This is a genomic window from Priestia sp. ST2, assembly GCF_055810735.1.
In genome coordinates, this window is the sequence record NZ_JBVVNT010000001.1 from 205045 (window position 1) to 227344 (window position 22300).

18 protein-coding genes are annotated in these 22300 nt (G+C 39.3%); 17 read left to right on the forward strand and 1 reads right to left on the reverse strand.

The window, feature by feature from the left end:
* The first annotated feature begins 54 nt into the window (after nucleotides 1-54).
* The 11 genes from ilvC to yihA all read left to right on the forward strand — a co-directional run bounded on the left by ilvC (nucleotide 55) and on the right by yihA (nucleotide 15059).
* Nucleotides 55-1080: a ketol-acid reductoisomerase gene (gene ilvC, locus AC0KUU_RS01020; protein WP_013085141.1), complete on the forward strand. Its 1026-nt coding sequence runs from the start codon at nucleotides 55-57 to the stop codon at nucleotides 1078-1080.
* Nucleotides 1067-2602 carry a 2-isopropylmalate synthase gene (locus AC0KUU_RS01025; RefSeq protein ID WP_025750618.1) on the forward strand — a complete coding sequence of 512 codons (1536 nt, stop codon included), beginning with the start codon at nucleotides 1067-1069 and terminating at the stop codon, nucleotides 2600-2602. The genes ilvC and AC0KUU_RS01025 overlap by 14 nt, the downstream gene beginning before the upstream one ends.
* 19 nt (nucleotides 2603-2621) lie before the next feature.
* Complete coding sequence (gene leuB, locus AC0KUU_RS01030) at nucleotides 2622-3731, forward strand: 3-isopropylmalate dehydrogenase (protein WP_013059372.1); 1110 nt, start codon at nucleotides 2622-2624, stop codon at nucleotides 3729-3731.
* A gap of 58 nt (nucleotides 3732-3789) precedes the next feature.
* Complete coding sequence (gene leuC / locus AC0KUU_RS01035) at nucleotides 3790-5205, forward strand: 3-isopropylmalate dehydratase large subunit (RefSeq protein WP_322552445.1); 1416 nt, start codon at nucleotides 3790-3792, stop codon at nucleotides 5203-5205.
* A gap of 14 nt (nucleotides 5206-5219) precedes the next feature.
* Nucleotides 5220-5810 (forward strand): 3-isopropylmalate dehydratase small subunit, encoded by a 591-nt coding sequence (leuD, locus tag AC0KUU_RS01040; protein ID WP_013059370.1) that lies wholly within the window; start codon nucleotides 5220-5222, stop codon nucleotides 5808-5810.
* A gap of 101 nt (nucleotides 5811-5911) precedes the next feature.
* Nucleotides 5912-6913: a tetratricopeptide repeat protein gene (locus tag AC0KUU_RS01045; RefSeq protein ID WP_043976072.1), complete on the forward strand. Its 1002-nt coding sequence runs from the start codon at nucleotides 5912-5914 to the stop codon at nucleotides 6911-6913.
* Between the two features lie 221 nt (nucleotides 6914-7134).
* Nucleotides 7135-8421 carry a trigger factor gene (gene tig / locus AC0KUU_RS01050; RefSeq protein ID WP_016765666.1) on the forward strand — a complete coding sequence of 429 codons (1287 nt, stop codon included), beginning with the start codon at nucleotides 7135-7137 and terminating at the stop codon, nucleotides 8419-8421.
* Between the two features lie 384 nt (nucleotides 8422-8805).
* Nucleotides 8806-10071 carry an ATP-dependent protease ATP-binding subunit ClpX gene (gene clpX / locus AC0KUU_RS01055; protein WP_013059367.1) on the forward strand — a complete coding sequence of 422 codons (1266 nt, stop codon included), beginning with the start codon at nucleotides 8806-8808 and terminating at the stop codon, nucleotides 10069-10071.
* A gap of 152 nt (nucleotides 10072-10223) precedes the next feature.
* Nucleotides 10224-11891, forward strand: a complete 1668-nt coding sequence (lonB, locus tag AC0KUU_RS01060) for an ATP-dependent protease LonB (protein WP_322552444.1) — start codon at nucleotides 10224-10226, stop codon at nucleotides 11889-11891.
* A 259-nt stretch (nucleotides 11892-12150) separates the two neighbouring features.
* Entirely contained in the window at nucleotides 12151-14475 is a 2325-nt protein-coding gene (gene lon / locus AC0KUU_RS01065; RefSeq protein ID WP_016765665.1) for an endopeptidase La, read from the forward strand.
* A complete protein-coding gene (gene yihA, locus AC0KUU_RS01070; protein WP_013059364.1) occupies nucleotides 14472-15059 on the forward strand; it encodes a ribosome biogenesis GTP-binding protein YihA/YsxC in 588 nt (195 codons plus the stop codon). The genes lon and yihA overlap by 4 nt, the downstream gene beginning before the upstream one ends.
* Nucleotides 15060-15152: 93 nt before the next feature.
* Here yihA and AC0KUU_RS01075 read toward each other — a convergent pair whose 3' ends face one another.
* Complete coding sequence (locus AC0KUU_RS01075; RefSeq protein ID WP_013059363.1) at nucleotides 15153-15638, reverse strand: LiaF transmembrane domain-containing protein; 486 nt, start codon at nucleotides 15636-15638, stop codon at nucleotides 15153-15155.
* Nucleotides 15639-15967: 329 nt separating this feature from the next.
* Here AC0KUU_RS01075 and hemA point away from each other — a divergent pair, with 329 nt between their 5' ends.
* The 6 genes from hemA to hemL are packed head-to-tail and all read left to right on the forward strand — an operon-like array spanning nucleotide 15968 to nucleotide 22179.
* Nucleotides 15968-17308, forward strand: a complete 1341-nt coding sequence (gene hemA / locus AC0KUU_RS01080; RefSeq protein ID WP_013085134.1) for a glutamyl-tRNA reductase — start codon at nucleotides 15968-15970, stop codon at nucleotides 17306-17308.
* Nucleotides 17309-17322: 14 nt separating this feature from the next.
* On the forward strand, nucleotides 17323-18156 hold the full coding sequence (locus AC0KUU_RS01085) for a cytochrome C assembly family protein (RefSeq protein WP_025750612.1): 834 nt from the start codon (nucleotides 17323-17325) through the stop codon (nucleotides 18154-18156).
* Nucleotides 18157-18169: 13 nt separating this feature from the next.
* Entirely contained in the window at nucleotides 18170-19102 is a 933-nt protein-coding gene (gene hemC, locus AC0KUU_RS01090; protein WP_043976077.1) for a hydroxymethylbilane synthase, read from the forward strand.
* Nucleotides 19102-19875 carry a uroporphyrinogen-III synthase gene (locus AC0KUU_RS01095; protein WP_043976079.1) on the forward strand — a complete coding sequence of 258 codons (774 nt, stop codon included), beginning with the start codon at nucleotides 19102-19104 and terminating at the stop codon, nucleotides 19873-19875. The genes hemC and AC0KUU_RS01095 overlap by 1 nt, the downstream gene beginning before the upstream one ends.
* A gap of 17 nt (nucleotides 19876-19892) precedes the next feature.
* A complete protein-coding gene (gene hemB, locus AC0KUU_RS01100) occupies nucleotides 19893-20873 on the forward strand; it encodes a porphobilinogen synthase (protein WP_043976082.1) in 981 nt (326 codons plus the stop codon).
* 16 nt (nucleotides 20874-20889) lie between these two features.
* Complete coding sequence (hemL, locus tag AC0KUU_RS01105) at nucleotides 20890-22179, forward strand: glutamate-1-semialdehyde 2,1-aminomutase (RefSeq protein ID WP_043976084.1); 1290 nt, start codon at nucleotides 20890-20892, stop codon at nucleotides 22177-22179.
* The last annotated feature ends 121 nt before the right edge of the window (nucleotides 22180-22300 follow it).

Below are 22300 nucleotides of genomic sequence, written 5' to 3' on the forward strand. Positions count from 1 at the left end.
TTACTAACCAAGTAAACTATATAAAACTATATAAACTAAGAGGAGAGATTTATTATGACAAAGGTATATTATAACGGAGATGCAAAGGATCAATTATTACAAGGTAAAACAGTAGCAATCGTAGGCTATGGTTCACAAGGTCATGCCCATGCACAAAACTTACGCGACAGCGGAGTAAACGTGGTAGTAGGATTACGTAAAGGTAAATCATGGGACCAAGCAGAGCAAGACGGTTTCACTGTATTATCTGTAAAAGATGCAGTTCAACAAGCAGAAGTAGTAATGGTATTACTTCCAGATGAGTATCAGCCAAAAGTTTATAACGAAGAAATTCTTCCAGGACTAAAACCAGGAAAATCTTTAGTATTTGCTCACGGTTTCAACATTCACTTTAACCAAATCGTAGCACCTGAATTCGTTGACGTATTCTTAGTAGCTCCAAAAGGTCCTGGTCACCTTGTAAGAAGAACGTATGAAGAAGGAGCTGGCGTACCGGCGTTATTCGCAGTATTCCAAGATGTAACTGGAGAAGCAAAGGACGTAGCGTTAGCTTATGCTAAAGCAATCGGTTCAGCTCGTGCGGGTGTGTTAGAAACAACATTTAAAGAAGAAACAGAAACAGATCTTTTCGGTGAGCAAGCAGTACTTTGCGGTGGTTTAACTTCATTAGTTAAAGCTGGTTTTGAAACGCTTGTAGAAGCTGGCTACCAACCGGAAGTTGCATATTTTGAGTGTTTACACGAATTAAAATTAATTGTTGACCTTATGTATGAAGGCGGAATGGAAGGCATGCGTTATTCAATCTCTGATACAGCTCAATGGGGTGACTTCGTTTCAGGACCACGCGTTGTAGATGAGCGTTCAAAAGAACAAATGAAAAAAGTGCTTGAAGATATCCAAACAGGTAAATTTGCAAAAGGCTGGATCCTAGAAAACCAAGCAAATCGTCCGGAATTTACAGCTATCAATAACCGTGAAAACGAACATTTAATTGAAAAAGTTGGCGCTCAATTACGTGAAATGATGCCATTTGTTAAAAAACAAAAGAAAGAAGCGGTGATCGCTAGTGCAAAAAATTAAACTATTTGACACGACGCTACGCGATGGTGAACAGTCACCTGGAGTCAATTTGAACCTACAAGAAAAGCTTGAAATTGCTAAGCAGTTAGAGCGATTAGGTATCGACATCATTGAAGCCGGATTTCCCGCTTCTTCAAAAGGTGATTTTCAATCCGTAAAAGAAATTGCGTCTATTGTCAAAAATTCTTCTGTAACAGGCCTTGCAAGGTCTGTTACAAAAGATATTGACATTGCATGGGAAGCGTTAAAAGAAAGTGCAGAACCAAGACTGCATGTTTTTATCGCTACTTCCGAAATTCATATGCAGCATAAATTGAAAAAAACACCTGATGAAGTACTTGAAACAGCAGTGGAAATGGTGAAGTACGCAAGTAAAAAATTCCCGGTTGTTCAATGGTCTGCTGAAGATGCATGTCGAACAGATTTACCGTTTTTAGCTAGAATTGTAGAAGCCGTTATTGATGCTGGTGCAAAAGTCGTTAATATTCCAGATACAGTAGGATTTATCACTCCTGGTGACTATCAATCAGTATTTAATTACTTAAAAGAACACGTGTCAAATATTCATAAAGTTGATTTGTCAGCTCACTGTCACGATGACTTAGGGCTAGCTGTGGCCAATTCAATGGCTGCGATTGAAGCAGGAGCTACTCAAATTGAGGGAACGATTAACGGAATCGGAGAACGTGCGGGTAACGCAGCACTTGAAGAAGTAGCACTTGCGCTTCATGTCCGTCAAGATTTCTATCAAGCGAGCACAGGTCTTATCTTGCCTGAAATTAAGCGTACGAGTGACATTATCAGTAAGCTTACCGGAATGAATATTGCACCAAATAAAGCAATTGTCGGAAAAAATGCTTTTGCTCATGAATCAGGTATTCACCAAGATGGCGTCTTAAAAAATCCGTTAACATATGAGATTATTTCCCCAGAACTTGTGGGTGTTAAACAAAATCCAATTGTGCTTGGTAAACACTCAGGCCGTCATGCGTTCCGTACACGCTTAGTAGAGCTTGGATTCACATTGGAAGATACAGAAGCAAACGTGCTTTTTGAGAAGTTTAAAGACTTAGCAGATAAGAAAAAAGACATTACCGATGATGATTTATTGGCATTAGTCATTCAAAAGCAAGTTAGCAAAGACAGTGAATATAAGCTTGAAAGTCTGCAAGTTCAGTATGGTACGAACAATATTCCAACGGCTACGATTACGCTTCGCAAAGAAAACGGCGAAGAGATTCAAGAAGCAGCTACGGGATCTGGAAGCGTGGAAGCTATCTATAATACGCTGCAGCGCTGTGTTGAACAAGATGTAAAACTATTAGACTATCGTATTCAGTCTATTAACGGTGGGCCGGACGCACTGGCTGAAGTATTTGTGAAGGTTGAAAGCGAAGGAACTGAAGCAAGCGGACGCGGAGTAGCATTTGACGTATTAGAATCGTCAGCGAAAGCATATCTGAACGCCATTAATCGTTTAATTGCTATTCAGCAGCATCGTACAAAGCAAGAAGTAATGTGAACTGAAGGGAGAGACCACCATGACAAAAAAAGTCGCTGTATTACCGGGTGACGGCGTAGGAACAGAAGTAACAAAAGGCGCTGTTGCTGTTTTAAAAGCAATTGGAGAGCGCTTTGATCATCAATTTGAGTTTACGTATGGACTAATTGGCGGAGCTGCAATTGATGAGGCGGGCACACCTCTTCCAGAAAGTACAATTGAGACTTGTAAGCAGGCGGATGCTGTATTACTTGGATCGGTTGGAGGGCCAAAATGGGATCGTAACCCTTCACATTTGCGACCGGAAAAAGGTTTGCTAGCTATTCGAAAAGAACTGGATTTATATGCTAATCTTCGTCCGGTGACGTTTTATGATAGCTTAGCGGATGCCTCTCCTCTGAAAAAAGAATACATTGAAGGTGTTGACTTCATTATCGTCCGTGAGCTAACAGGAGGCTTATATTTTGGTAAGCCTAGCGAGCGCCGAACAGAAGGAAATGAAGAAACAGTTGTCGACACATTATTTTATAAGCGTACAGAAATAGAAAGAATTATTCGCCAAGCATTTGATACGGCTGTAAATCGACGTAAAAAAGTAACGTCTGTTGATAAAGCGAATGTGCTTGAGTCTAGTAGAGTGTGGCGTGAAGTAGCTGAAGAAGTAGCAAAAGACTACCCGGATGTAGAGCTTGAGCATATGCTTGTAGATTCAGCTGCTATGCAGTTAATTCGTAATCCGAAGTATTTTGATGTAGTGGTAACTGAAAATATGTTTGGTGATATTTTGAGTGATGAGGCTTCTATGCTGACAGGATCGTTAGGAATGTTGCCATCTGCGAGCTTAACGGCTGATGGTCCGTCTCTATACGAACCGGTTCACGGTTCTGCACCAGATATTGCTGGTCAAAACAAAGCTAATCCGATTGCTGCTATTTTATCTGCAGCAATGTTGCTTAGACATTCGTTTGGATTAGAAAAAGAAGCAGCAGTGATTGAACAAGCAGTTGAAAGTGTATTACATGCAGGTCATCGAACAGCTGACTTAGCAGACGGTAATCATTATTTAGGTACCGATAAAATGGTGGAGGCGATAACTGCGGTAATTGCCAATGATTCTGCCATTTCAAGCATTATGACAGCTTACAGTTAATCATGCGTTTCTCACGTTTTGTGAGAAACGTTTTTCATAATCAGAAAGGAGGAGCAGTATGAAACCAAAAACAATTATTGATAAGCTTTGGGAACAACATGTTGTACGTCGAGAAGAGGGGAAGCCGGACTTATTATATATCGATCTTCATCTTATTCATGAAGTAACGTCTCCTCAAGCATTTGAAGGTCTTCGCGTGGCAAATCGCCAAGTGAAGCGTCCAGACTTAACGTTTGCTACAATGGATCACAACATTCCAACGGTTGACCGTTTTAATATTAAAGATCCAATTGCAAAGAAACAAGTAGACAAACTATCTGAAAACTGTCATGAGTTTGGTGTGAAGCTTTTAGATTTAACAAGTGAAGAGCAAGGAATTGTGCATATCATTGGACCGGAATTAGGATTAACTCAGCCTGGAAAAACCATTGTGTGCGGAGATAGTCATACATCTACTCACGGTGCATTTGGAGCGCTTGCTTTTGGGATAGGAACGAGTGAGGTAGAGCATGTTTTAGCAACACAAACGCTATGGCAAGCGAAACCAAAAACGCTACAAGTGAAAGTGAATGGCAAAAAGCAGCCTGGCGTTTATGCTAAGGACATTGTGTTAGCAATAATTCAAAAATTCGGCGTGAATTTTGGAACGGGTTCAATCGTGGAATTTACGGGCGAATGTATTCGCGATCTTTCAATGGAAGAGCGCATGACCATTTGTAATATGTCTATTGAAGCCGGTGCAAAAGCTGGTTTAATCAGTCCAGACGATGTCACGTTCTCTTATATTAAAGGACGTCAGTATGCTCCTAAAGGAGAACAGTTTGAAAAAGCAGTGGAAGCTTGGGCAGCTTTAGCAACAGATGAAGGTGCAACGTACGATGAAACGCTGGAAATTGATGCAGATACAATTGAACCTGTTGTAACATGGGGAACAAACCCGGCGATGAGTTCTTATGTTAGCAAGCAAGTTCCTACATTAGAAGAGTGTAAAACAGAAACTGAGAGAAAGTCTTTGTCACGAGCACTTGAGTATATGGGCTTACAGCCTGGCATGGCAATAGAAGAGATTCCAGTTCAGCATGTATTTATCGGTTCATGTACGAATGCTCGTTTGTCTGATCTTCGTGACGTGGCAGCCTTTATTAAAGGAAAGAAAGTGTCACCAGATGTGCGAGCGATCATTGTACCAGGTTCTCAAAAAGTAAAGCGAGTGGCTGAAGAAGAAGGGTTATCTGCTATTTTTATTGAAGCAGGTTTTGATTGGAGAGACTCAGGCTGCAGCATGTGTCTAGGTATGAACTCTGACTTAGTTCCACAAGGCGAACACTGTGCGTCCACTTCTAACCGCAATTTTGAAGGACGTCAAGGAAAAGGCGCCAGAACGCATTTAGTAAGCCCGGTAATGGCAGCAGCGGCAGCGGTATATGGACATTTTGTTGATGTGCGCAAACTACAAGAACAAGCGGTGCGATAAGGAGGAGAACACAGATGAATGCTTTTACAATCCACACAGGGAAAGTAGCAGGTCTCGACCGAGCAAACGTAGATACTGATCAAATTATCCCAAAGCAATTTTTGAAAAGAATTGAGCGTACTGGGTTTGGCCAATTTCTATTTTTTGATTGGCGATATAATGAAGATGAAACGTTAAATGAAACGTTTGAATTAAATCAGCCTCAAAATCAAGGAGCAACAATTCTTGTAGCTGACGAGAACTTCGGATGTGGTTCGTCACGTGAACACGCGCCATGGGCGCTTTTAGACTATGGGTTTCGTGCCATTATCGCACCTTCATTTGCGGATATTTTTAAACAAAACTGTCTAAAAAATGGTATTTTACCTATTGTTTTACCAAAAGAAGATGTTTCCTATTTAATGAAAGAGTCTCAAAGTGCTTCTTACGCCTGTACAATCGATCTTCATCAGCAAAAAATTACCGATGAAGCAGGCTTTGAACGTACGTTTGATATCAATGGCCATTGGAAATATATGCTTGTTAACGGATATGATGAAATTGGCTATACGCTTTCTTTTGAAGACGACATTTCTGCTTATGAAGCAAAAACGGTAAGATATTAACCAAAAATCGAGCAAAATGATGATTTTGCTCGATTTTTTTGCGTTCCGTTAACCGAATTGCTAAACTGTAAAGCAAATGGACCGCGAAGTGGGGAGAAAACATGTCGAATGAACAACAAAACAAAATTGTAGCTTTTCCTCTATTAAAAGAACGGTTGGTTGAAAAAGCTACAGATCATATGCAGCACAAGCAGTTTCAAGAAGCACTTCCTTTATTTGAGCAGGCCTATGAACTTGATAATAAGCATCATGAAATTTTACTTGGTCTTGTTATTTGTCACGTGGAGCTCGGTGATGCAGGAATAGCTAAAGAATTGTGTGAGCAAATGCTGAAAGAAGATATTGGCGATTATTATCATAATTTGCAAATGTACCTCATGGTGTTAATTCAGCTTGGTCACTATCATGAAGGATATGTCACTCTACAAGCAGTTATTCAAGAACACAAACTCCCTTCTGAACATGCTGAACAGCTTTATCAGCTATTGGAGTTCTGCAAGAATAGAATGAATCAAGAACAAGTCATAGAAGAACAAACAGAAGAAGAACAGCTAGAGCAGTTTAAATCATTCACAGCTCTAGACAATATTCAAGATCAGCTTGAATGGGTTCATTCATTAAAAACAAAGAGAATTGAAAAGCAGCGCTTCTTTCTGGAACAGCTATTTTCATCTGAAGCTGTTCACCCTATCGTAAAAACAGTCGCTTTAAAAACAGTCATGGAAGAAGAAGTAGACATTGATTTTATGATTAGTAAGTTTGGAGAGACGAAAAAAGTAAATGCGCTTCAGCTTCAACGAACAACACCGTATTTGTTTGCCGAGCAAGTAGAAGCGCAGCTGACGGAAAAGCTGGAGCATGAAAATCCTACATTGCTGCAGGTTGCCGTTGAAATATGGCAGCGTCATTTATTTATTACATTTCCGTTTTTACCGGGTGATAATGTAAAACTTTGGACAGAAGCGGTGTATGCTGTTAGTCTGATGATGCAAGGAGAAGAGTCAGATGTAGCTGTAGCAGAGGAAGATGGAAGTTTCTCCGCAGCTGAATTAAGAAAGGCAATTAAAGAGCTAAAAGAAATTGAAGAAATTTCTTTTATATAAAATGTGGTGTTTAGTTGAAACGTCATTGTTGTATGTTATAATATAATGGTTGTAAAATGCACTTAAATACGTATAGTAGAATTTCATCTTTACATTACATTCCTACTTACTTTAAAGTAATAGGGAGTTAAATAGATAATGATTGAGGGTTGAACTGATAGGCTATCTGCATTATCTAGTTTAGAAATCACTACTTAAAATGATTTTGGAGGGAAACATTCATGTCTGCAAAATGGGAAAAACAAGAAGGAAATCAAGGCGTTTTAACAGTAGAAGTTGAAGCTGCTGAGTTTGATAAAGCCTTAGATAAAGCATTCACAAAAGTTGTAAAACAAGTAAACGTACCAGGGTTCCGTAAAGGTAAAATGCCTCGTCCACTTTTCGAAAAACGTTTTGGCGTAGAATCTTTATACCAAGATGCACTAGATATCTTATTACCTGAAGCTTACAGCAATGCAATTGTTGAAGCTGGTATCGAGCCGGTTGATCGTCCAGAAATCGATGTTGAAACAATCGAAAAAGGACAACCTCTAGTTTTCACTGCTAAAGTAACTGTTAAGCCTGAAGTTAAATTAGGCGAATACAAAAACTTAGAAGTAGAAAAAGTAGATACAACTGTAACAGACGAAGACGTTGAAGCTGAATTAAAAACACTTCAAGAGCGTCACGCTGAACTAGTTGTTAAAGAAGAAGGAACTGTAGCTGAAGGTGATACAGCTGTAATCGACTTTGAAGGTTTCGTTGATGGCGAAGCATTCGAAGGCGGAAAAGGCGAAAACTATTCTTTAGAAATCGGTTCTAACACATTCATCCCTGGCTTTGAAGAGCAACTAGTTGGTCTTGAAGTAGGCGCTGAAAAAGAAGTGGAAGTAACATTCCCTGAAGAGTATCACGCTGAAGAGCTAGCTGGTAAGGCTGCTAAATTCAAAGTGAAATTACACGAAATCAAATCTAAAGAGCTTCCAGCTTTAGACGATGAGTTTGCAAAAGACGTAGATGAAGAAGTAGAAACTTTAGAAGCGTTAAAAGCAAAAACAAAAGAAAAATTACAAAGCGATAAAGAGAATCAAGCGGAATCAGCTCTTCGCGACACTTTAGTAGAAAAAGCTGCTGAAAATGCTGAAGTAGAAATTCCAGAAGCAATGTTCAACACTGAAATGGATCGTATGATGCAAGAGTTTGAACAACGTTTACAAATGCAAGGTCTTAACCTTGAACTTTACTTCCAATTCTCAGGTCAAGATGAAAAAGCTCTTCGCGACCAAATGCGTCCGGATGCTGAAAAGCGTGTGAAAATCAACTTAACGCTAGAAGCTATTTCAAAAGCTGAAAATCTTGAAGTAAGCGAAGAAGAAGTAGAAAAAGAATTAGAAAACATGGCAGGAATGTACAACATGCCTGTCGAAGAAATTAAGAAAGTGCTTGGCAGTCTTGATAGCATTAAAGAAGACATGAAAGTACGTAAAGCAGTTGAATTTCTTGTAGAAAACAGCAAAGCTGTTGCATAATAGTAAGTAAGAAACAAGGCGCGACTTGATCGTGCCTTGTTTTATAAACTTCAATAGTTTTTTTATATCATAACCAACACCGTAGAAGCAGCTTTAACCCATTGTTTGAAATCCGTGGTTATGAAATAGGCCCAATAAGAGGACACTATATAATAGCAGATCTCCATTCTGTTATGCTCATCAACAACATATACATAAAACGTTTTAGTATCTATTCAAGAAAATGTATGGTAAAATGCAATACAAATCTTTTCATAGCCCTTTTACTATGTAATAAAGAGGGGCATTTACCTACAAATAGATGAGTTGTTCATGTTGTTGGGCTATAGCGCGGATAGAAATCAGCTTCGAGCACTTTAGTAAATACTACAAGGGGTGAAAATTATGTTTAAATTTAACGATGAAAAAGGGCAGTTAAAATGCTCATTTTGTGGTAAAACACAAGAACAAGTACGCAAGTTAGTTGCGGGTCCAGGTGTTTACATATGCGATGAATGTATTGAACTTTGCACGGAAATCGTAGAAGAAGAGTTAGGTACAGAAGAAGAAGTAGAATTTAAAGATGTACCAAAACCAAAAGAAATTCGTGACATTTTAGATGAGTATGTAATTGGTCAAGAGGATGCGAAAAAATCGTTATCCGTTGCGGTATACAACCATTACAAACGAATCAATTCAAACAGTAAAATTGATGACGTTGAGTTATCAAAAAGTAATATTGCATTAATTGGACCTACAGGAAGCGGTAAAACTTTACTAGCTCAAACATTGGCTCGTATTTTAAACGTACCGTTTGCGATTGCAGATGCAACATCTCTAACAGAAGCGGGTTATGTAGGAGAAGATGTTGAAAACATCTTATTAAAATTAATTCAATCAGCTGATTACGATGTGGAGAAAGCTGAAAAAGGCATCATCTACATCGATGAAATTGATAAAGTAGCGCGTAAGTCTGAAAATCCATCTATTACACGTGATGTATCAGGTGAAGGTGTGCAGCAGGCTCTTCTTAAAATCTTAGAAGGTACTGTAGCAAGCGTTCCTCCTCAAGGTGGACGCAAACACCCTCATCAAGAATTTATTCAAATTGATACAACAAATATCTTATTTATTTGCGGTGGTGCATTTGACGGAATCGAACCTATTATTAAGCGTCGTCTAGGTAAAAAAGTAATTGGTTTCGGTTCAGAAACAAAACAACAAGACTTTACAGAAAAAGAGTTACTAGCAAAAGTATTACCGGAAGATTTATTGAAATTTGGTTTAATTCCAGAGTTTATTGGTCGTTTACCGGTTACTGCTAGCTTAGTGCCTCTTGATGAAGAAGCGCTAGTTGAGATTTTAACAAAACCGAAAAATGCACTAGTGAAACAATATCAAAAAATGCTTGAACTTGATGACGTTGAACTTGAGTTCGAAGACGAGGCTTTAGTAGAAATTTCTAAAAAAGCAATCGAGCGTAAAACAGGTGCTCGTGGTCTACGTTCAATCATTGAAGGTATTATGTTAGATGTAATGTTTGATCTTCCTTCACGTGATGATATTACAAAATGTATTATCACAGGTGAAACTGTTCGTGATCAAGCGGCTCCTAAGTTCGTATTAGAAGACGGATCTACTATTCAAGAAGGCAGCAAAACATCAGCATAAAAAAAGCCGGGTACTCAATTTGAGTACCCGGCTTTTTTCTGTTGATGAAGCACAACTAAATTTTACTTTTTACTAGAATCTTGTTTATTCCTACTGCTGCAGGGAGATAATAACTGATAATTATCTTACTAAACTGCGCAGGAGGTTTATCTATGAACTGGACGAATATTGCCTTAATGGTCCAACTCTTTTTTGGTATCATCATTGGCTTATATTTTTGGAATTTATTACGCAATCAGCGTACGCACAAAGTCTCAATTGACCGGGATTCAAAGAAAGAAATGGAGCAATTGCAGAAAATGAGAGCCATCTCTTTAACTGAGCCGCTTGCCGAACGTGTGAGGCCGTCTAGCTTCTCCGATATTGTCGGACAAGAGGATGGAATTCGGTCACTAAAGGCGGCCCTTTGCGGCCCTAATCCACAGCACGTGATTGTATATGGGCCGCCTGGAGTAGGAAAAACCGCAGCAGCACGTCTAGTGTTAGAAGAAGCAAAAAAAAATAAAAAATCACCTTTCAAACAATCGGCTGTATTTGTAGAGTTAGATGCAACTACGGCGCGTTTTGATGAGCGAGGCATTGCTGATCCTTTGATTGGGTCTGTTCATGATCCTATTTACCAAGGAGCAGGTGCCATGGGCCAAGCTGGAATTCCGCAGCCAAAACAAGGAGCGGTTACAGATGCACACGGGGGGATTTTATTTATTGATGAAATTGGAGAGCTCCATCCTATTCAGATGAATAAGCTGTTAAAGGTTCTAGAAGATCGAAAAGTGTTTATGGAAAGCGCCTATTACAGCGAAGAAAACACACAAATCCCAACACATATTCACGATATTTTTCAAAATGGGTTGCCAGCAGACTTTCGTTTGATTGGTGCGACGACTAGAACGCCTAATGAAATTCCGCCTGCCATTCGTTCCAGATGCGTAGAGGTATTTTTCCGTGAGCTTGATCGCGACGAAATTATTACAGTTGCAAAAAAAGCAGCAAATAAAGTAAGAATGGATATATCAGAAGAAGGTTTATCTCTGTTTTCTACATATGCACGCAATGGACGTGAAACGGTTAATATGATGCAAATTGCGGCTGGATTAGCGATATCAGAGGAACGAACGGACATTAAAAATGAAGATATTGAATGGATTGTTCATTCTAGTCAACTATCTCCAAGGCACGATCCGAAAATTGCAGATGAGGAAAAAGTGGGACTTATTAATGGATTAGCAGTGTACGGGCCCAACTCTGGAGCACTTTTAGAAATTGAAGTCAAAGCGATTCCTGCAAAAGAGAAAGGGAACATTATTATTACAGGTATCGTTGAAGAGGAAAGTATAGGGACTCAAGGGAAGTCTATTCGCCGTAAAAGTATGGCTAAAAGCTCAATTGAAAATGTCATAACGGTTCTTCGTTCAATGGATGTTCCAGCCGATGAGTATGATATTCATGTAAACTTTCCGGGAGGCGTGCCAATTGATGGACCTTCTGCTGGTATTGCGATGGCAACAGGGATCTACTCAGCGATTTATGAAGTGCCAATTAAACATACGGTAGCAATGACAGGAGAAATTGGTCTGCACGGCAACGTAAAGCCAATTGGCGGTGTGATTCCAAAAATCAAGGCAGCAAAACAAGCAGGCGTTCAGACGGTGATTGTGCCAAAGGAAAATATGAATGCAATGGTAGAAAAGGTAAAAGGTATCGATATTATTCCTGTCCATCATTTAACAGAGGTGTTTGAACAAGCGCTATTGTCTGTACATGAGCATGTTGCACATTTGTCGGTAGATCCAGCTATTTCAAATAGAGAATCTAGCTAATTCTATCATGATAATTAAAAATTAATGGTCAGATGAATATTCATCGCCTTTTTCGCGTATAAAACCTTTATACACAGCCAACGAAAAAGGCGTTTTTTTATGAAAAGAGCTTAAAAAGATATGTTTTGCCTTTTAATTCTTTCTCATGGTACAATTAGTAATTACTATTGTTAGACATGTGTATACAAATGAGATAAAATTGTTAAAAGAATTCACACTTTACATACTTTAATTGACGAGCATTGGAGGTGTTCATTGCATGGCAGAAAAAGAAAAATTGACAATGCCGCTATTGCCTTTACGAGGTTTGATCGTCTATCCGACAATGGTGCTTCATTTAGATGTTGGGCGAGATAAATCTGTGCAAGCATTAGAAAAAGCAATGATGGATGATCACTTAGTTTGTTTAGTATCACAAAAAGATATGGGTATCGATGAGCCAACAAAAGAGGATTTATATAGAACCGGTACGTTAGCAAAAATTAAACAAATGCTAAAGCTGCCGAATGGAACGATGCGCGTCTTAGTAGAAGGACTAAATCGCGTAACCGTTACAGAATTTGAAGACAGCGAAGAATATTTTGTTGTGCACGTGGAAAAGCAAAATGAAGAACATCAGGTTGATGTAGAAGATAAAGCGCTGATGCGCACGCTTTTAGACTATTTCGAACAATACATAAAACTTTCCAAAAAGGTGTCCGTTGAAACTCTTTCAACCGTAAGCGACATTGAAGAACCAGGAAGATTAGCGGATATTGTAGCCTCTCATTTACCAATAAAAATTCAGCTTAAACAAGAAATTTTAGAAATAACTGATGTGAAGGAAAGATTAAATACGATCATTTCTCATATTCAAGACGAGCAAGAAGTTTTGCAGCTGGAGAAAAAAATTGGACAGCGTGTAAAGAAATCAATGGAACGCACTCAGAAAGAGTATTATCTTCGTGAGCAAATGAAGGCGATTCAAAAAGAGCTTGGAGACAAAGAAGGAAAGACAGGAGAAGTAGCAACACTTCGCGAAAAAATTGAAGCAAGTGGGATGACGGACCATGTCAAACAAGTGGCGTTTAAAGAATTGGATCGCTATGAAAAAATTCCTGCTACCTCCGCTGAAAGCTCAGTCATTCGAAATTATATCGAGTGGTTGATTGCGCTACCTTGGACAAATGAAACGGAAGATACGCTCAATATTCATAATGCTGAACAAGTGCTGAACGATGAGCACTATGGCCTTGAAAAGGTGAAGGAACGCGTATTAGAATATCTAGCTGTGCAGCAGTTGACAAAATCTCTTAAAGGCCCTATTTTATGTTTAGCAGGACCTCCTGGCGTAGGGAAAACATCCCTAGCCCGTTCAATTGCCACGTCTCTAGATCGTCATTTTGTACGAGTGTCTCTAGGCGGCGTGAGAGATGAGTCAGAAATCCGCGGTCATCGTCGCACGTACGTGGGAGCTATGCCTGGACGCATTATTCAAGGAATGAAAAAAGCAGGAACGATTAATCCGGTATTTCTGCTTGATGAAATCGATAAAATGTCAAATGATTTCCGTGGAGACCCGTCTTCTGCTTTGTTAGAAGTATTGGATCCTGAACAAAACCATAATTTCAGCGATCACTATATAGAAGAAACGTATGATTTATCAAAAGTGATGTTCGTGGCTACAGCCAATAACTTAGCTACGATTCCGGGGCCGCTGCGCGATCGAATGGAAATTATTCAAATTGCTGGTTACACGGAGCTGGAAAAACTTGAAATCGCGAAGCGTCACCTATTGCTGCGCCAACTAGAAAATCACGGATTGCAAAAGGGCAATTTGCAGATTCGCGATGACGCGTTAACAGCAATCATCCGTTTATATACGAGAGAAGCGGGTGTTCGTAACCTTGAACGCGAAATTGCTTCCATTTGTCGAAAAGCAGCTCGTATCGTAGTCTCTGGCGAGAAAAAACGCGTGGTGGTGACGGCCAAAACGCTTGAAGAATTCCTTGGCAAGCCTAGGTTCCGTTACGGACAGGCTGAGACGGAAGATCAAGTCGGCGTTGCTACAGGTCTTGCTTACACAACTGTAGGAGGAGACACGCTAGCCATTGAAGTAAGCTTGTCCCCTGGTAAAGGAAGACTAGTGCTAACTGGAAAACTTGGAGACGTGATGAAAGAATCAGCTCAGGCAGCATTTAGCTACGTGCGTTCAAATGCAGAGAAACTAGGAATTGATGAAAAGTTTTATGAAAAACATGATATTCATATCCATGTTCCAGAAGGAGCTGTACCAAAGGATGGACCTTCTGCAGGAATTACCATTGCCACTGCTCTAGTATCAGCACTAACGGGTAAACCAGTGCGTAGAGAAGTAGGAATGACAGGAGAAATTACACTAAGAGGTCGCGTATTACCAATCGGTGGTTTAAAAGAAAAGTCACTTAGTGCACATCGTGCCGGATTAACTAAAATATTAATCCCTCATGATAATGAACGTGATATTGAAGATATCCCTGACAGTGTACAAGAGGAATTAGACATCGTTCTTGTGTCACATGTGGACCAAGTATTGGAACATGCGCTAGTAGGAGAGGTAAAATGAAAGTAACTCAAGCCGATATTGTTATCAGTGCCGTACGCCCTGAACAATATCCTAAAGAAAACCTGCCAGAGTTTGCGTTAGCAGGCCGTTCAAATGTAGGAAAATCATCTTTTATTAACAAGATGCTCAATCGCAAAAGCTTAGCGCGTACGTCGTCTAAGCCCGGAAAAACTCAAACGCTTAATTTCTTTTTAATTAATGAAATCCTTCACTTTGTAGACGTACCTGGGTACGGGTTTGCAAAAGTGTCTAAAAAAGAGCGTGAAGCATGGGGGAAAATGATTGAAACGTATTTAACAAATCGTGAGCAGCTTAAAGCTGTGTTAATGATTGTTGATCTACGCCATGCTCCTTCAAAGGATGACGTTATGATGTATGAGTTTTTGAAGCACCATGACCTTCCCGTTATGGTTATTGCAACGAAAGCTGATAAAATTCCTAAAGGAAAATGGCAAAAGCACTTAAAAGTAGTGAGAGAAACGCTGGACTTAGATCCAAATGATGAATTAATTCATTTCTCATCTGAAACAGGTGAAGGAAAAGATAAAGCGTGGAAATCTTTGCAGTATCGCATGACTCACTAAACAAAGGAATAGAATCTAAAAAAATGGAACGTTTATCATCACTCTAACAGGAAGTGAGTCAAACGTTCCATTTTTTTAACTTGTTTACATAGATTACTTTCGTTTGAAAAATAATAAATATAGCCCAACTAGTAACAATAAAATAGGCCAGAAGGTTGTTAAATAATTTACGCCGTCTTCAACTTTTGGCAAAAATAGTTTAAGACGGTCTGAAAACATCATTAAAATGGCAATAATTAAAAGAGTGCCGCCTTGGAAAAAGCCTGATTTGGCTTTTCTAGCACTGAGTAAAAAGCTAATGGCCACCATAAAAACGACCATGCTAATATTCGTAGGCCAAAAGGGAATTTGTTCACTTACATAGAAATGAATACCTAAAGTGATTAATATGTAGCTTGCAAGCAAGTTTGAATGATCTTGAGATAAAGCAGACTCAGTTAACAGGGCTGCTCCTATTAAAATTAACAGTACAGGCCACGTGTATACCTTTGCTGCAATGCTCATATGTAGTTCATTCAGTAAGAAAAAGATTCCAAATCCAACTAGTAAGACACCAAAAAACATTGATTGCTTTTTCATAGTAACCTCCAGGTGTTTCAAAACAGAAAACGTGATAAAACGCTGCTTTTTTGATACAATTTATTACGGAATAACAGTTAATATCTTAACACATGTTTTCAAAGACTGTTCACATTTTTTTTTCGAATGACTTATAGAACATGTTATAATAGTTAGAGATAAGGCGAAGCTTACACCTGTGTAATGTACGCCGCTTTTTACGAATAGTAGAATGAAGAACGCCGGATTTTACGGGCAGTTATCTCACTGTAGCTCTTTGGGAATTTAGGGGTTACTGCCCGTCAAATTCGGATAAATAAGCACATTTCAATTATAGGGGGTATGTACAAATGCATATTATAGCAGTCGGCTTAAACTTTCGAACAGCCCCTGTTGAAATAAGAGAAAAGCTTAGTTTTAATGAGCAAGAACTAGCATCTGCCATGAAAACGTTAAGCGGCCAAAAAAGTATTTTGGAAAACATCATTGTTTCAACATGCAATCGTACGGAAATTTATGCTGTTGTTGATCAATTACACACGGGCCGTTATTATGTAAAAGCATTTTTAGCTGAATGGTTCGGAATAGATAAAGAAGAGTTCTCGCCTTATTTAACCATCTATGAAAATGATGGAGCCATCGAACATTTATACCGAGTAGCATGTGGATTAGATTCAATGGTGATTGGTGAAACACAAATTCTTGGACAAGTGCGTTCAAGCTTTTTGCTTGCTCAAGAAGAAGAAACAATTGGAACGGTTTTTAATCAGCTGTTTAAACAAGCTGTGACATTAGCCAAAAAAGCTCATCATGAAACAGAAATTGGTGCAAATGCAGTTTCTGTCAGCTATGCAGCCGTAGAGCTTGCTAAAAAGATTTTTGGAGACTTATCGTCCAAACATGTGTTGATTCTTGGTGCGGGAAAAATGGGTCAGCTTGCCGTACAGAATTTATATGGCAGCGGAGCTAAAAAAGTAACGGTAGTGAATCGAACATTTGAAAAGGCACAAGAGCTAGCAAACCGTTTTTCTGGAGAAGCCAAACCATTTGCTGATCTTCAACATGCTTTAAGCGAAGCAGATATCTTAATTAGTTCAACAGGGGCTAATGACTATGTAGTAACGAAACAAATGATGAGTGAAGCCGAGCGTACGCGTAAAGGTCGTCCATTGTTTATGGTAGACATCGCCGTTCCGCGTGACTTAGATCCAGAACTAGATGAGCTAGAGACGGTCTTTTTATATGATATCGACGATTTAAACGGGATTGTAGAATCCAATTTGCAAGAGCGTCAAAAAGCTGCGGATGAAATTGAAATTATGCTTGAAGCTGAAATTGTTGCTTTCAAGTCTTGGCTTGGTACATTAGGCGTTGTGCCTGTTATTTCTGCACTTCGTCAAAAAGCACTTACCATTCAAGCTGAAACGATGAAAAGCATTGATCGTAAGCTCCCAGATTTATCTGAGCGTGAGCGCAAAGTTTTAAATAAACATACAAAAAGTATAATTAATCAACTTCTTCGCGATCCAATTTTACACGCGAAAGAATTGGCTGGAGAGAAACATGCTGAAGAGTCTTTAGAGCTGTTCATGAAGATTTTTAATATTGAACAGGAAGTTGCTTTGCAAAAAGAAAAAGAAGAGCAGCTTCATACATCGATTACGTCTCATTCAGTAGCTTATCAGTCTTAAGTGAGGATTGAATAATGGTTGATATGGAATTAACCAGAATCTATGAATTGATTGTGATTTTATACGCGGCGAGCGTTTTATTATATTTTATTGATTTTGTACAAAATAACCGGAAGGCAAACTCGATAGCCTTCTGGTTACTTTCTATTGTGTGGGTTTTGCAAACAGCCTTTTTAATTTTACGAATGTTTGAGACGGGAAGGTTTCCTATTCTTACCGTTTCTGAAGGGCTGTATTTTTACGCGTGGGTCTTAATTACTCTTTCACTTGTGATTAATCGCCTGTTTCGCGTTGATTTTATGGTGTTTTTTACAAATGTGATTGGTTTCTTAATTATGGCTATTCATACGTTTGCTCCACTTGAAACATACACTGCTGTCCAGTCGGAGCGCCTTGTGTCAGAATTATTAATCATTCATATTACCATGGCTATTTTATCTTACGGCGCTTTTTCAGTCTCTTTTGTTTTTTCCGCTCTGTATCTTGTTCAGTATAATTTATTGAAAAAGAAGAAGTGGGGCAAGCGCTTGCTAAGAATTGAAGATTTAACAAAGCTAGATTACATGTCCTATGTATTAATTTTAATTGGTGTACCGCTGTTATTGCTTTCGTTAATCTTAGGAATCATATGGGCTTATATTAAATACGTAGATTTTCATTGGTACGATACAAAAGTGTTAGGTTCATTTTTAATGTTTGTTGCATACAGCGCTTACTTGTATGCTAGACTGCGTAGAGGTATTCAAGGAAAGGCAATCGCAATGTGGAATATTGGATTGTTCTTAGTCTTACTTATTAATTTCTTTTTATTTGGCAGTTTATCGAATTTTCACTTTTGGGGTTCGTAATTAGGAGGACAACATGCGAAAAATTATTGTCGGCTCTCGTCGAAGCAAACTTGCGTTAACACAGACCAAGTGGGTCATTGAACAGTTAAAAAAACAAGGTCTTCCTTTTGAGTTTGAAATTAAAGAAATGGTTACAAAAGGGGACCAAATTTTAAATGTAACGCTGTCCAAAGTAGGCGGTAAAGGTCTTTTTGTAAAAGAAATTGAACAAGCCATGTTAGATGAAGAAATTGATATGGCCGTTCATAGTATGAAAGATATGCCAGCTGTTTTGCCAGAAGGATTAACGATTGGATGTATTCCTTTACGAGAAGATCATCGTGATGCGCTTATTTCAAAAAATGGTGAACGATTTGAGGAGCTACCAAGCGGTGCTGTGATTGGGACAAGCAGCTTGCGTCGAGGGGCACAGCTTCTATCTATGCGTTCAGATATCGAAATTAAATGGATTCGAGGAAATATCGACACACGCCTAGAGAAATTAAAAAATGAAGATTACGATGCAATTATCTTGGCAGCTGCAGGGTTATCTCGTATGGGCTGGTCGAGAGATACGGTCACTCAGTACCTAGAGCCGGAAATAAGCGTTCCCGCTGTAGGACAAGGAGCTTTAGCTATCGAATGCCGAGAAAATGACCATGAATTATTATCGCTTCTTCAAGCTCTAAATCATGATGAAACCGCTCGTGCTGTTAGAGCTGAACGCGTATTTTTAAAAGAGATGGAAGGCGGATGCCAAGTGCCGATTGCGGGTTATGGGCGTATATTGAACGGCGGAAACATTGAGCTAACGTCGCTAGTCGCGTCTCCTGATGGCAAAACGATTTACAAAGAGCAAATTACGGGAAAAGACCCCGTTGCTATCGGTTCAGAAGCTGCTGAGCGCTTAACATCTCAAGGAGCTAAGCTTTTAATTGACCGTGTAAAAGAGGAGCTGGACAAATAATGAGTCATGAGGCTCCTCTTTTTTTAAAAAAAGTTTTGATTACAAGAGAAGCGAAGCAGGCTCATTCATTTGCAGCACAGATTAAAAAGCTTGGAGGCATACCTTTAAGCTTACCAGTCCTCACGTTCGCACGTTCTAACAATGAAAAAGAAGTGGAAGATGTCCTGCTGTCGATTGACTGTTTTGATTGGATTGTTTTTACAAGTCAAAACGGCATTTCTTTTTTCTTTGAATGGCTACAAGAGTTAAATATCAGTTGGAGTGCTTTAAAAAGATTAAAAGTGGCTGCGGTTGGAGAAAAAACCGCAAAATTGCTAGAAAAACATGATGTTAACGTGCAACTTGTTCCAAAAGAATACGTTGCGGAATCACTTCTTGAGTCGTTAAAAGCAAATGTGTCACATCACGAGCGAGTTCTCCTTGTACGAGGACAATTAGCCCGCTCTGTTTTAAAAGATGGCTTAAAAGACTGTGAGGTAACGGATTTAGTTGTATATCAGACCATTCGAAATCAAGACTCTGAACGCTTGGTTAAGCAACATTTAGAAACAGGAATTGATGCCATTACTTTTACAAGTTCTTCTACAGTGAGATTTTTTGTCGAGTCAGTTAAAGATATTCCTAATTGGCTTGAGCTTATAAATAGAACCAAAGTTGTTTGCATCGGTCCTATTACGAGTCAGACAGCGAGCGAATATGGAATTAAGCATCTTGTTCCTAACACATACACAATAAATGGTATGATAGATATGTTGGTTAGTTGTTTTGAATAATAAAGGAGGATTTTAACATGAAAGATTTACAATTTACACGTCATCGTCGTCTTCGTAATTCTGTAAATATGCGTGCGCTTGTACGTGAAACACATTTACATGCTGAAGACTTTATATATCCTATTTTTATTGTAGAAGGTGAACAAAAAAGAAATGCTGTAAAATCAATGCCAGGTGTGGATCAAATTTCTTTAGACTACTTGAATGATGAAATCCAAGAGTTAGTCGATTTAGGAATCAAGTCAGCTATGGTATTTGGTGTTCCCGCTGAAAAAGATGCGGTCGGCTCACAGGCATACCATGACCACGGAATTGTCCAAAAAGGTATTCGTCAAATTAAAGAAAGTTTTCCAGACTTTGTTGTTATCGCAGATACATGCTTATGTCAATACACAGATCATGGCCACTGTGGTGTAATTGAAGACGGAAAAATCTTAAACGATCCTAGCCTTGACTTATTAGCGCGTACAGCGGTCAGTCAAGCTAAAGCAGGAGCGGATATTATTGCGCCTTCAAACATGATGGACGGTTTCGTGGCAGCTATTCGCCACGGTCTAGACGAAGCTGGATTTGAAGATGTGCCCGTGATGTCTTATGCTGTTAAATATGCATCTGCTTTTTACGGACCATTCCGCGATGCAGCGCATTCTTCTCCTCAATTTGGAGACCGTAAAACATATCAAATGGACCCAGCCAATCGCTTAGAAGCACTTCGAGAAGCGGAATCTGATGTCGAAGAAGGAGCAGATTTCTTAATTGTAAAACCGGCTCTATCATATTTAGATATTATGCGCGATGTAAAAAATACGTTTAATTTACCGGTAGTAGCTTATAATGTGAGCGGTGAATATTCAATGATTAAAGCGGCAGCTCAAAACGGCTGGGTAAATGAAAAAGAGATTGTTCTTGAAAAATTAATTAGCATGAAGCGTGCAGGAGCGGATTTAATTGTAACGTATCATGCTAAAGACGCAGCACGCTGGTTATCTGACAAGTAATTAAGGAGGCTTACACATGAGAAGTTATGAAAAGTCAAAAGCAGCTTTTTTAGAAGCGCAGCAATTAATGCCGGGTGGAGTAAACAGTCCTGTTCGTGCATTTAAATCAGTAGATATGGATCCTATTTTTATGGAACGAGGAAAAGGCGCTACGATTTACGATATTGACGGCAACAAATATATTGACTACGTCTTATCATGGGGACCTTTAATTCACGGACATTCCAACGATCAAGTAGTTGAAGCAGTAAAAAAAGTAACGGAATCTGGTACAAGCTTTGGTGCACCAACATTAATTGAAAATGAGCTTGCTAAGGTTGTTATTGAGCGCGTTCCTTCAATTGAAATCGTCCGTATGGTGAGTTCAGGTACGGAAGCAACGATGAGCGCACTGCGTTTAGCACGTGGCTATACGGGCCGCAACAAAATTTTAAAATTTGAAGGCTGTTACCATGGACATGGTGACTCTCTTCTAATTAAAGCTGGCTCAGGCGTTGCAACGTTAGGCCTACCAGATAGCCCGGGAGTGCCTGAAGGAATCGCTAAAAACACGATTACAGTGCCGTACAATGATCTAGAAAGCGTACAATATGCTTTTAAAGAATTCGGAGATGACATTGCCGGAGTAATCGTTGAACCGGTAGCAGGAAATATGGGTGTGGTACCGCCTCAGCCAGGTTTCTTACAAGGGCTTCGTGATATCACATCAGAATATGGCTCACTGCTAATTTTTGATGAAGTAATGACAGGGTTCCGCGTAGCGTACAACTGTGCACAGGGATACTACAACATTATGCCTGACTTAACTTGCTTAGGAAAAGTAATCGGTGGCGGTTTACCAGTAGGTGCTTACGGTGGTAAAGCTGAAATTATGGAGCGAGTTGCACCAAGCGGCCCGATTTATCAAGCAGGTACATTATCAGGTAATCCGCTTGCGATGACAGCTGGATACGAGACGTTAACGCAGCTGACATCTCAATCCTACGATGAGTTCATTCGTAAAGCAGATCGCTTAGAAGAAGGATTGATGGCAGCAGCTGAAAAATATGATGTGCCGTTTACGGTAAACCGAGCTGGTTCAATGATCGGTTTCTTCTTTACAAACGAACAGGTAATAAATTACGAAACAGCGAAAACATCGAATTTAGATTATTTTGCAGCTTACTATCGTGAAATGGCTAATGAAGGCGTGTTTTTACCTCCTTCTCAATTCGAAGGAATGTTTTTATCAACTTCTCATACAGATGCAGACATTGAACATACAATTGCAGCAGCTGAAAAAGCCTTTTCGAAGTTACGTGGATAAACAGATAAATAAGATTGACTTTTATATCAAAGCTTACGGAGTATTCCGTAAGCTTTTTTAGTTTTAAAGACATATTTTAATTTATTTGTTCATACATCTTTAATGACCGCGCTATTACCTG